We start from the raw sequence: 12,493 nt of genomic DNA, 5'->3' as shown, positions 1-12,493 counted from the left end.
ATTATCATGCGCCTATGATAACAATGAAGGTTGTGTTGGTTTTATCGAATAGAAAAATAGCGTAACGGAACCACTGTGTTACTCCGTTGCTGTTAGGAGTAAACATGTGGAAAGATTGACATGGAAAAAGTTGGTTGGGGAGCTGATATTATTTTATCTACCTTGGCTTATACTTGGCGTTATTTTTGGCTACTTACCGTGGTTTTTATTGATCGCGAGTTGGATCCAACTGGGGTGGCATTTTCATAATCAACTTAAAATGTCGAATTGGTTATGGAAAGATCGTAGCTTAACGCCGCCTTCTGGCTCTGGCAGTTGGGAGCCACTATTTAATGGTATTTATCGCTTACAACAGCGTAATCGTCGCCGCCGCAAAGAACTAACTACCTTAATTCGTCGTTTCCGTAATGGTGCAGAATCATTGCCCGATGCGGTGGTGGTGTTTCGTAGCGAAGGTAATATTGTGTGGTGCAACAAATTAGCCCAACAATTATTAGGTTTGCGCTGGCCTGATGATAGCGGTCAACCTATCAGTAATTTGTTACGCAGCCCCGATTTTGTACGCTACCTTTCTCGTCAAGCTTTTGATACCCCATTAGAAATAACCTCACCGATGAACTATGACCGTACTCTAGAATTACGGATCATGCGCTACACCGAGGGCGAATATCTGATGGCAGTGCGCGATGTGTCACAGTTAAAACAACTGGAAGGCATGCGCCGTAATTTCTTTGCCAATGTGTCCCATGAACTACGCACCCCAATGACCGTCTTGCAAGGGTATCTTGAAATGGCACAAGATCCTGAAATGCTAATGGGACCAATGTGGGATCGCGCTCATGGCGTGATGACCGAACAATTAGCGCGTATGAATGCGCTGGTTGAGCAGTTATTAACGTTATCTAAAATTGAAGCTGCACCGACGATTGAACTAGAAGAAATGGTCGATGTGCCTGCGATGCTTGATATTTTAGAAAAAGAAGCGATGTCACTCAGTAGTAATAAAGATCAGTCATTTACCTTTGAGGTTGATAGCAGCTTAAAAGTCTTTGGCGATAATGATCAACTTCGCAGTGCCATTTCAAACTTGGTTTATAACGCGGTTAAACATACTCCGAATGATGCCGCTATTCATGTGCGTTGGTATCGCTCACCAACAGGGCCACGATTAGAAGTGACTGACAGTGGTGAAGGTATTGAGGCGCAACATATTCACCGTTTAACGGAACGTTTTTACCGAGTTGATAAAGCCCGTTCTCGTGAAACTGGCGGCAGTGGTTTAGGGCTCGCCATTGTTAAGCATGCACTCAGTCACCACGACGCACATCTAGAAATAGAGAGCGAGATTGATAAGGGCAGTACCTTCTCATTCACGTTGCCAAGTCGATTAGTGGTTGATACTGCATTGCCACATACCGCGACTAATGATCACTAATAAAAGGTAAGGATACCTAATGCTAATGTCACCACTAATAAAAATGATCACCACAACCATGAGCGGGCTCAGTGTGTGGAGTTTGATGGCATTAGCGCCTGTTATGGCAGCGACGACCTCGATAGCCGAGGTCGATACTCAGTTACAACCTTATTCTAAAGTGAGCGGAATTTCGGGTAATTTATCGTCGGTGGGATCGGATACGCTAGCTAACTTAATGACCTATTGGACAGAGGCTTTTAAACGTCAATATCCAAACGTTAATATTCAAATTCAAGCATCTGGTTCATCAACAGCACCGACTGCGCTGGTGGAAGCGACGGCACAATTAGGGCCAATGAGTCGCTTAATGAAAACCAAAGAAGTTGAAGCATTTGAAAAAGAATACGGCTATAAACCAACCGCAATTAAAGTGGCGGTGGATGCGTTAGCCGTGTTTGTGCATGAAGATAACCCGCTTAAAGGCATCAATTTTGAGCAGCTAGATGCAATATATTCGCGTACCTTACGTTGTGGCGCATTGGATCCAATTACTCAATGGGGACAACTAGGCTTACCCAATAGTTGGCAGCAGCGTAATATTCAATTATTTGGTCGTAATTCTGTATCTGGCACTTATGGTGACTTTAAAAAGCGTGCTTTATGTCGTGGCGATTTTCGTAATAACGTTAATGAACAACCGGGCTCAGCTTCGGTAGTGCAGTCTGTTTCAACCTCGCTCAATGCGATTGGTTATTCAGGTATTGGCTATAAGACCACGGGGATACGCGCTATTCCTGTTGCCCGTGAAGGCTCTGATTATGTTGAAGCCACGGTAGAGAATTCTATCAACGGTAATTATCCACTATCACGCTATTTGTATTTATATATCAACAAACACCCCAACAAAGCTTTAGCACCGATGGAGCAAGAATTCTTACGCTTTATTTTATCCAGTGATGGTCAGAATATAGTGCAAAAAGACGGTTATATTCCATTACCTGTCGCGATTGTGAATGAAAACATGATGAAATTGGGGCTGAAAGATTGAGGTTGATGTTAGGTTGTTGCGGCGCGTTAATATGAAATTTATTTACGGAACAGCCAATAAATGATCTGAAGAGAAATGGCAGTAATTTGCGTGGTAATAGAAACCACCCTGAATAAAGAGATTTACTCAGGGCGTTATTTATTTCTATTATTTTGATAATTCGGCAGCTGTGTCCATAAAGATACCTTGCATATCTTTTGCTTCACGCTCAGTTTGTCCGCCATGTTTTAGAAATGTAGAGATAATCATCGCGGTTTTTTCTTCTTTTGCACGCTCTAAAAAGTAGCGTAACTCTAGCTCTGCGCCTGCGGTTTCGTCTGTAATTGACGCTGCGATGATTTCTTTGTACATCACGATATCACGAATTTCTAAGCTGCTAATGATGTCAAGTGTCATTTCTAAAAAGGCATTCATTTCTGCTTTAGGCACAAACTGAGTAATAATATTTAGTTTTTCAGCTTGTTGTGCAGTGAAGTCGTTACCTAATAATAGCGCTTGTAATGCTTTGTTTTTGCCCATTCTTCTTGCGTATTGAACCGCACCTTGGCCGCCAGTTGGAATATTGACGTGAATTTCTGGTTGAGCAAATGCTGCATTTTCAGTGGCATAAGCAAGATCACATGCCATTACAAATTCGTCACCGCCGCCACGAGCTACGCCATCAACCACGGCAACAGAGACTTGTTTCATCGCTTTGATGTTCATTATCATGTGATTGAACTCAATAGAAGCTGCTTGTCCACCTTGAGTACCGTTAATCACATTAAGATCAAGGTGTGCTAAAAAGAACGTTTCGTGCAGTGATTTAAATACAACCACTTTTGTATCTCGGTCGTCTTTTAAGGAAAGTACAAACGCATTAATTTCGTTAATTAGATCAATAGTTAATACATTCACTGGTGGATTGTTGATGGTTACTGTTGCGATACCACCTTGGCTAGTAATTGATAGTGTTTTCATAATAATTTCCTCTAAATAGCCTACTAGGCTCGCTAAATACGGTAACGTTAAATGACTTCCTTTTCGTCATTGAGTTAACTATAAGCAATCCATTAGATGAGAAAAACACCGTTATGAGCATAAGATTGATGCTAATATTGCACCGATGGCTTATTTCTTTATTCTCATAAGGCTTATATGGATTTTTCTGAACGTTTATTATTATTGCTTGAAGTGACAGAACAGGGCTCTTTTACTAATGTGGCAGAGCAGAAAAATATAGATCGCTCTGTAATATCAAAACAGATAAGCCGTTTAGAAAAGGAGCTGGGAGTTCGATTACTTAATCGTACTACGCGTTCGTTATCATTAACCGCTGTTGGTAGTGAAATGGTAAATCAAGCGCGGCAATTGCGAGAACTATTAGAAAATACTCATCGCTTAACTCAAAATTATCGTTCAGAGCCCAAAGGAACATTGAAGATCACCAGTTCTATGATGTTTGGTCGTCAATATGTACAAGACGCGATTTCTATTTTTCAGCATCAATATCCTGATGTGAAGTGTGAACTTAGATTAGAAGATAGAATGGTTGATATAGTGCAAGAAGGTTTTGATATTGGGTTTCGAATTGGTAAGGCTAAAAACTCCAGCTTGATATCAAGAAAGATTGCTCGAAGTCGTTTATTAATTGTCGCTTCTGCTGATTTTATTAAACAACACGGAAAAATAGAGACAATTAAAAGATTAGAAACGTTACCCGCAACCATTTATTCGGCACCGGGATTATTAATTGATAAATTTAACTATCTTGATGAAAATAAAAACGAACATCAATTTAAGCTTAATGCTATTTATAAAGTTAATGATGTAGAAATGATGGTCAAAAGTGTATTGGCGGGAAATACATTGGCGGTTGTTTCTGCGCAAATGCTTAATGATGAGATCATTGAAGGCAAACTAATACCTATTATGACTCATTTGAATATTGATGATTTTGGAACTATTTATGCGGTGTACCCACATCGAGATGCACCTATTAAAACGAAGCGATTTATCGAGATTCTAAAGTCAATTGTTGGCGAAGATTTGCCTATTTGGGAGCAGAACATTCCTGATTTTGATGTCTTGTATGGGCATTAGAGCTTATGTCTATTCGTGCGGGTTGTACTTATTAATTGAATCTACAGACCCTGTAAATAATTCTGTGTAATTATCTTTTACAGGTGATCTTTAAAACGCTCATTTTTTAATGCGTTAGCCATCTTAATCGCCTTTTTTGTAGTTACGGTAAAATACCGTAACTAATGTTACATTTATTTTAAATCTACCTCACATGCAAAAATACCGCCTTAAATTGGACGGTATTTAACATATTAGATCTTTATGCGTATTAACAGCGCTAAATCGTATCAACCAGGCATAAAAAAGGCCGCTACATATGAGCAACCTTTACTGTAAGATTTTACTGCCAATCCATTGTTAATTCTTTATTTTTTGATGCGCAATCTTTTAGGTAAAGATTAATTAAGTTTTGGTATGGGATACCATTCTTTTCAGATAAATCTTTAAAGTAAGTCACCACATCATCATCGAGTCGAATAGTGATCTGCTTCTTTACTTTTTTCGCGTATGGATTAGCCATTGAGTTTGAAAAATCATATTGATCACGCATAACGAAACTCCTCATATTGTTTACGTTCTCGTTTTTCTGCTTTCCGAGCTGAAATAATTCGAATCCTTTCGTCATCACCTCTATAGCAATGACATACAACGAGAGTGTTATGTTTTTCACTCAACCCCATAATGATGAAGCGTTCTTCACCATATGAGCTGTCAGGGTCAGGTATCACACGAGCACATTCATCACTAAAAACTGATTCAGCCTCTATAAAAGTAATGCCATGCTTTCGAATATTACTTTCCGCTTTATTCGGATCCCACTCAAATTGTAGATAACTCATAATTACACAGTAACTACATTGTAGTTAAACTATAACAAATTACAAACTAACCTACAAATACCAAAAAACCGCCTCGATGGGCGGTCATTTAACATCAAATCTATTTATGCGTACTAGCAAACTTAACTTATTTTTGGACAGAAATTGGATAGATTATTTGCTCTATTAAGGTTGTTAACTATTAGGAAATAGTATACATCTTGTGTGACCCGAGACCACCTAACGTCCAGATATAATAAAGGTCGCCAATAGCGACCTTGCGGAAATTCATGTTACAGATACAACTTGTAAAATCACCGATTCAACTCCCTCTTATGCACTTGTTCCATCTGGTAATTTAAGTTCTATTTTTTCATTAAACTCTTCGGGAGTTGTAAGCATTGTAATGTCGGATAAATCCCCAACATCTAAGATATAATAATTTGGATTTTTCTGCCTAGTATCGATTTTAATCCTATACTCTCTTTGCTCTCTGAACATACTACGTTTTTGATAACCCAAGCTATCTTCTGGCATAGAGCCATGGAACTCATGTTCATTAAAGTAATCTACTAACCCCCAACTTCCTTGAAGTTCTAGAGTTTCTATTGCTATCTTACAGCGATCTATAAATTCAGTTACATTGATTACGACAACACAATACTTTCCTAACCCAAAGCATGATTTATGAAGTTCTAGAGTCGTTTTAAATTCTTTAATAGTGTCAGCAGAGATAGATTCATGGCCCCGACTATTTAATGAATAGAGACAAAAAACATTTTGAGATAATAAATGATCACCATGAACAACAATCGGGCTAGCTAGTTCGGAGGATGGAATTGAAATCTCACCAAACGTTATGTCACCAAGCTGGCTAGGCTGATACATAGCAATGATGCCTTCATGATCATCTCCTCTTAATTCTCCAGATTCATCTCGATATTCTTTAAATGATTTAATTGTATTCATGAACAATTTCCCGCTCACGAAATCTTCTGCATGTTCTTTCTTCTCAAACAACTTAACGAACGCGAATATTGTCGCCATGTTCCCTCCTAAATACATAAATCACATTTAACAATCTTATATGTGTTTATATTACTCTCTAAAAATAACTATATTAAACAATATGCATTTTAATATAATTAGGTACGCTGTAACGTCCAGATACAACAAAGGCCGCGATAAGCGACCTTACACCTTAGATTTAAAATAAATCTAAATTTAGGCAAAACCCCTAGAAATATATTTATTTTAAATCTGTCCGTTTTCATCAATCAATCTCGCCATAAATCGCTTATCAGTCTGACATGACCCAAATACCCGTTAAATAGCCCCTAGAAACGATTTTAAGACCACAAATACGATCACTCAGCTCGTAGTATGACTTTGAGTTAGAAATGGCTGTATTTAACAGTATGCATCTAATCCGCATTACGCGTATGAGCTTCATTTAAAATCGAGGTTATAAGCCTCGTTTTAATATGTTTTCATCCGCTAGAATAGCCAAAATAGAACATGTCTATTTTGTTAAAAGTGTAATGAAATCAGCCAACAGCGCGGTTACTCTTAATTGTTATTAAAACAGCGTAAAACCGACATTGTGTAGCATGGTTAAATGTTCTTATTTATCACAGATGTTTACCATGGCATGTTAAAGCAGCACGATTCGCGCTACATTGCTTTAATGTAAGCGACCTGATTGATTTAGCTAAGTGTATCAATATCGACAGTTAAATCATCAGCTAACTGTTCTAATTGTTGTTGAATCATGGCTGCACTGATTTCAAGGGGAGTGTGTAACTGAAATTCAGCCACAAAAATAGGGTAACCCCAGTTAGGTGCGCTTTGGGTGTTGGTTTTAAGTTTGGCAATATTGACGCCAAGTTGAGCTAAATGGCGTGTTACTTCTTTTACTATGCCCCGACGATCATTACCTGTTACGGTAAGCTGTTGAGTGACATAAGTGGTCACGGTTTGAGTGTGATCTTCTACGATGTGAATGTGTAATGCTTCAATGTCAGTTAATGCTTGGCGAAGTGATTGAAAGTGTTCCGTTGCAACGTCTATTTGTATTATTCCTGCAAACTGCCCGCCAAGTTGGCTAAGTGAACTGCTGAGCCAATTGGCATGATTAAAATAGACGGTATCGGATAACTGCTCTACAAGCCCTGGTTTGTCTTTACCAATAATGGTCACAATCAGTTGTTTCATTAGGTCAGTCCTTGTCGCTATAACATGATGATGGTGTTTATTAGAGTGGTTGTTTTTAAGCATGGCTGTAAAATACGGTTTAGCCAACTCAAATCATCATCACAATGGTCTTTGTCATAAATCTGTCATTAAATAGCAATACACTTTTGAGCGTATAAATAGGTTAGAGGTCATAATGGCAAACGCCAGCACATTACTAAGGAAAGAAAATCGTTTTCGTCGAGGTAAAGATCAATTAACTCGCGTCGGCGTGACGGCGGGTGGTATTTTTGTTTTGATCACCTTGATGCTGATTTTCTTTTATTTACTGTATGTGATTGTGCCTATTTTCTCATCTGTTGCTGTTAATCCTAAACAGCACTTATCATTATCTGTAACCAGCAAAACAGCGTTGTTAGGGGTTGATGACAGTAATAAGATTGCTTATCGTTTTAGTCACGATGGTAAGGTTATTTTTGTCGATCTACACTCACCATCGCCATCAGCAACCATACTAAAACAACAGACGATCATTAAAAATCCGACTGCGTATGCGGTGAGTTTGCCGCGTGATGGTATGGTGGCTTATGCTACGGCACAAGGACAGGTTAAGATCGTTAAACCTGCGTTTGAACTTACTTTTTCTGAGGCAAATAAGCACTTACAACCCAGCATTCAATATCCTTTTGGTCAAACGCCATTAGCACTTGCTCCCACAGGAGAGACCATCACGCAATTAGCTATTTCTGGGCGTGATGATCGTACTATTGTGGTCGGTAAAACGGCGACTAATCATCTTTATGGGTTGAGCTTATTACTGCCCGAAAATGTGGTGCAACGGGCGAATGGATGGCAACAGCAGCGGTTTGAGATTACTAATACTCCCGCTAAAATTGATGATTTTCAATTAACCCCAGATGGTAAGACGCTGTATGTGTTGAGTGGATCCAATTTATATTTATATAAGTTAACCGCTAACACGGCTTTTCTGCGTAAAATTGAAAATATTGCTACAGGTAACAGTAAGCCAGTCTCGATTACCCTGTTGTCTGGCGCAAATTCATTATTGATTACCAATTCTGATAATACGATTTCGCAATGGTTTGAAGTGGTAAAACAAGGAAAGCGTCAGTTAATCAGTGTCAGAACGTTTCATTTTTCGGCCAGCCCATTAGTTAAAATTGTGCCTGAATATTACCGTAAAGGCTTTTTTGCGATTCAGAAAGACGGCACGAGCTCGGCTTATTACACTGCCGAGCGTAAAGTTATATACAAAGATAAAGTCTTCACTAAAGTACCGACTGATATTGCCATTTCTCCTAAAGCGAATTTATTAGTAACGCTCGATAATGGGCAATTGCAGAGTTACCAAGTTAAAAATGCGCATCCCGATATTGGGTTATCATCGTTATTACAAAAAGTATGGTATGAAGGTTATGCTGAGCCTGATTATGTGTGGCAATCCACCTCTGCCAGTGATGAATTTGAGCCGAAATTAAGCTTAGTACCTATAGTGTTTGGTACGCTGAAAGCGGCGGTTTATTCGATGTTTTTTGCGATTCCATTAGCATTGGCTGGCGCGATTTATACTGCTTATTTTATGTCAAATAAAGTCAGAAGGGTGATCAAACCTACGGTTGAATTGATGGAAGCCTTACCTACCGTTATTTTGGGATTTCTAGCGGGGGTATGGTTAGCGCCTATTGTTGAGCAATATTTAGCAGGTATAGCGCTTGGAATTGTGTTGTTACCGTTGGCTATTATTGTGGTTGGTTGGAGTTGGTCAATGTTGCCAGGACAATGGCGATCACGTGTTCCCAATGGTTTTCATATTGCCTTGTTAATCCCTGTGATTATAGCGGTAACCTATGGTTGTTTTGGTTTAAGCCCGTGGATTGAAACGCAGTTTTTTAATGGTGATTTACAAGGCTATTTAAATAACCATTTAGGTATCGGTTATGATCAGCGTAATGCGCTTATTGTTGGTATCGCGATGGGGTTTGCGGTTATTCCGACGATTTTTACTATTGCCGAAGATGCTATTTTCTCAGTGCCAGCGCATTTGACCAAAGGCTCATTAGCTTTAGGGGCAACCCAATGGCAGACTTTAACCAAAGTGGTGTTACTCACTGCCAGCCCCGGTATTTTTTCTGCGATCATGATGGGACTTGGGCGCGCAGTCGGTGAAACCATGATTGTATTAATGGCAACGGGCAACACCCCTGTTATGGATTGGAACTTACTGCAAGGGTTACGTACTTTAGCAGCCACCATCGCTATTGAAATGCCCGAATCAGAAGTGGGTAGCTCGCATTATCGAGTGTTATTCCTGGCCGCCTTTGTACTGTTTGTATTTACCTTTGTATTTAATACGATTGCTGAAGTTGTTCGTCAACGACTACGTGCAAAATACAGTTCGTTATAATAAGTGATACAGCAATGATTAAATGGTTTAAATCTGGTTCGCCATGGATTTGGTTAACCGCGGGTGCCGTCAGCTTGAGCTTGGTTGCTGTACTCAGTTTATTGTTATTAATTGGCTATAAAGGCTTGAGTTATTTTTGGCCCGCACCCGTGTATCAGTTTGATGTTAATCTCAATGGTAAACCGCAAGTCGTTATTGGTGAACTCTATCAACGTACTATGGTACCGGTGGATCAATTGGCAGATGCGGGTGTCGATGTTAGTCAATTTACTGAAGACAGTGTGCCGCGTTATTTAATTAAAACCGGTAATCGTGGTCAGGGTACACTCGATTTCTTAACCGTATTAAGCACTCAAATCATTCATCAGCAAATCGCCAATAATATTGCGGTGGTTGATCGTGAAAGTAATGGTAAGTTCTATGGCTACCCAGTCAGTGTAATTGAAGGCGGTGAACCTCAACCTTTATCTCAACTTACTGTAGCGTTAGCACAAGCCAATAAAGTCCGTTCGGAATTGCGATCTTTACAAAATAATGAGATTGCCAATATTAACTGGCATTTAGAACGGTTACGCATTGAAAAACGCCGCTTAGAATTACGCGGTAAGCTCACTGTGGCGGATGGACAACGTATCGATCGTGAGCAAGCCAATTACAATACGATTTATAAAAACATTGAAAATCGACTATTTGCATTACAAGGGCAATTAGACACTGACGCGCTAGTGTTACGCGATCAAAGTGGCGCTAATGTTACGATTCCGATGATGCAAGTGTTGGATATGTGGCAACCCAATAATTTGTCGTGGCTTGAAAAAGTACAACATTGGGGTCATCAAGTTTATAAGTTTTTATCTGAAGCACCACGTGAAGCAAATACCGAAGGCGGTGTGTTTCCAGCCATCTTTGGTACGGTGTTTATGGTGTTATTAATGAGTATCATGGTGACACCATTAGGGGTACTTGCTGCGGTTTATTTACATGAATATGCCAGTAATAATCGGTTTACAAATTTAATTCGTATTGCGGTGATCAATCTCGCGGGCGTACCGTCAATTGTGTATGGTGTGTTTGGATTAGGCTTCTTTGTCTATATGGTTGGCGGCACTATTGATGATGTGTTCTTCTCTGCTCAATTGCCGACCCCGACCTTTGGTACACCGGGGATTTTATGGTCAGCATTAACACTCGCTATCATGACTTTACCGGTAGTTATTGTGTCAACCGAAGAAGGGTTAGCCCGTATTCCAAGCTCGGTACGTAATGGTTCGTTAGCACTTGGCGCGACACAAGCGGAAACCTTATGGCGCATTGTATTGCCGATGGCGAGCCCAGCTATCATGACAGGATTGATTCTTGCTGTTGCTCGGGCGGCAGGGGAAGTAGCGCCATTAATGCTGGTGGGGGTAGTGAAAATGGCCCCGACCTTGCCGTTAGATATGCATTTTCCATATGTACACTTAGATAGAAAATTCATGCACTTAGGATTTCATGTGTATGATGTTGCCTTTCAAAGTCCTAATGTTGAAGCTGCGCGCCCATTAGTGTACGCAACCTCGTTTCTATTAGTCACGGTTATTATTAGTTTAAACTTAACGGCTATTGCGATTCGTAATCACCTTCGGGAAAAATTCCGCGCTTTAGAGCAATAACCCTAAGTATCAATAAGATGAGAACAACTATGTATAACGATCGTTCGCTCTTTACTGACCACCCACCAATGGGGTTATTTGAGCCATTAGATTTATCGCTATTAGCCGAAGATAAAACCGCATTGTCGATAGAAGGTTTAAACCTCCATTATGGTCAAACGCAGGCATTATTTGATATCAATATGCGGATTGCTAAAGGCCAAGTTACTGCATTTATTGGTCCTTCAGGGTGTGGTAAATCAACGTTATTGAGCTGTATTAATCGCATGAATGATCTGATTGATGGCTGTCATATTGACGGTAAAGTCATGCTTCATGGTCAGAATGTGTATGATAAAAAGGTTGATGTTGCAGCGCTGCGGCGTCAAGTCGGAATGGTATTTCAGCGCCCCAATCCTTTTCCTAAATCAATCTATGAAAATGTTGTTTACGGACTGCGATTGCAAGGGATCAACGATCGCCGCGTGCTTGATGATGCGGTTGAAAGTTCACTGCGTTCAGCGGCATTGTGGGATGAAGTAAAAGGGCGGTTGCATGAGAATGCATTTGGTTTGTCAGGCGGTCAGCAACAACGATTAGTGATCGCGCGGGCAATAGCGATTGAACCTGAGATTTTATTATTAGATGAGCCAACATCAGCCTTGGATCCGATATCAACCTTGACCATTGAAGAGTTGATTAATGAGCTTAAAGCAAAATATACCGTTATCATCGTTACTCATAATATGCAGCAAGCGGCGCGAGTTTCCGATCAAACCGCTTTTATGCATATGGGTGAGCTAGTGGAATATACCAGTACCAATGATATATTTACCACTCCCAAAGAAAAACGTACTGAGGATTATATTACAGGGCGTTATGGTTAAGGATCGACAG

General features: G+C 39.9%; 11 protein-coding genes. 6 read left to right on the top strand and 5 right to left on the bottom strand.

Annotated features, from left to right (window positions below; all coding sequences use genetic code 11):
• Positions 1–106: 106 nt before the first annotated feature.
• Both phoR and C9J51_RS16760 read left to right on the top strand, forming a co-directional pair.
• A complete protein-coding gene (gene phoR / locus C9J51_RS16765) occupies positions 107–1,435 on the top strand; it encodes a phosphate regulon sensor histidine kinase PhoR (protein ID WP_045040631.1) in 1,329 nt (442 codons plus the stop codon).
• A gap of 85 nt (positions 1,436–1,520) precedes the next feature.
• Complete coding sequence (locus C9J51_RS16760) at positions 1,521–2,465, top strand: PstS family phosphate ABC transporter substrate-binding protein (RefSeq protein WP_280124469.1); 945 nt, start codon at positions 1,521–1,523, stop codon at positions 2,463–2,465.
• A gap of 147 nt (positions 2,466–2,612) precedes the next feature.
• On the opposite strand, the gene C9J51_RS16755 is transcribed toward C9J51_RS16760, so the two are convergent.
• Complete coding sequence (locus C9J51_RS16755; RefSeq protein ID WP_045040630.1) at positions 2,613–3,425, bottom strand: enoyl-CoA hydratase/isomerase family protein; 813 nt, start codon at positions 3,423–3,425, stop codon at positions 2,613–2,615.
• Positions 3,426–3,602: 177 nt separating this feature from the next.
• Here C9J51_RS16755 and C9J51_RS16750 point away from each other — a divergent pair, with 177 nt between their 5' ends.
• Positions 3,603–4,547 (top strand): LysR family transcriptional regulator, encoded by a 945-nt coding sequence (locus tag C9J51_RS16750; protein ID WP_045040629.1) that lies wholly within the window; start codon positions 3,603–3,605, stop codon positions 4,545–4,547.
• 322 nt (positions 4,548–4,869) lie between these two features.
• Here the strand turns inward: C9J51_RS16750 and C9J51_RS16745 are convergent, their stop codons facing one another.
• The 4 genes from C9J51_RS16745 to C9J51_RS16730 form a co-directional block, all read right to left on the bottom strand.
• A complete protein-coding gene (locus C9J51_RS16745; protein WP_045037153.1) occupies positions 4,870–5,079 on the bottom strand; it encodes a BrnA antitoxin family protein in 210 nt (69 codons plus the stop codon).
• Positions 5,072–5,368, bottom strand: coding sequence for a BrnT family toxin (locus C9J51_RS16740; protein ID WP_045037152.1), 297 nt, complete (start codon positions 5,366–5,368; stop codon positions 5,072–5,074). Before C9J51_RS16740 ends, C9J51_RS16745 begins: the two co-directional genes overlap by 8 nt.
• A 312-nt stretch (positions 5,369–5,680) precedes the next feature.
• The gene (locus C9J51_RS16735) at positions 5,681–6,394 is read right to left on the bottom strand and encodes a hypothetical protein (protein WP_045040628.1); all 714 of its coding nucleotides are present in this window, start codon (positions 6,392–6,394) and stop codon (positions 5,681–5,683) included.
• Positions 6,395–7,054: 660 nt separating this feature from the next.
• A complete protein-coding gene (locus tag C9J51_RS16730) occupies positions 7,055–7,561 on the bottom strand; it encodes a glycine cleavage system protein R (RefSeq protein WP_045040627.1) in 507 nt (168 codons plus the stop codon).
• Positions 7,562–7,736: 175 nt separating this feature from the next.
• Between C9J51_RS16730 and C9J51_RS16725 the strand changes: the two genes are divergently transcribed.
• The 3 genes from C9J51_RS16725 to pstB are packed head-to-tail and all read left to right on the top strand — an operon-like array spanning position 7,737 to position 12,483.
• Positions 7,737–9,965, top strand: a complete 2,229-nt coding sequence (locus C9J51_RS16725) for an ABC transporter permease subunit (protein WP_045040626.1) — start codon at positions 7,737–7,739, stop codon at positions 9,963–9,965.
• 14 nt (positions 9,966–9,979) lie between these two features.
• Complete coding sequence (pstA, locus tag C9J51_RS16720; protein ID WP_045040625.1) at positions 9,980–11,617, top strand: phosphate ABC transporter permease PstA; 1,638 nt, start codon at positions 9,980–9,982, stop codon at positions 11,615–11,617.
• A 29-nt stretch (positions 11,618–11,646) separates the two neighbouring features.
• Positions 11,647–12,483 (top strand): phosphate ABC transporter ATP-binding protein PstB, encoded by an 837-nt coding sequence (gene pstB / locus C9J51_RS16715; RefSeq protein WP_181314829.1) that lies wholly within the window; start codon positions 11,647–11,649, stop codon positions 12,481–12,483.
• Positions 12,484–12,493: the final 10 nt, after the last annotated feature.

This window comes from Photobacterium iliopiscarium (assembly GCF_003026395.1).
Lineage (GTDB): Bacteria > Pseudomonadota > Gammaproteobacteria > Enterobacterales > Vibrionaceae > Photobacterium > Photobacterium iliopiscarium.
This window is presented reverse-complemented; position numbering and strand designations above follow the sequence as displayed.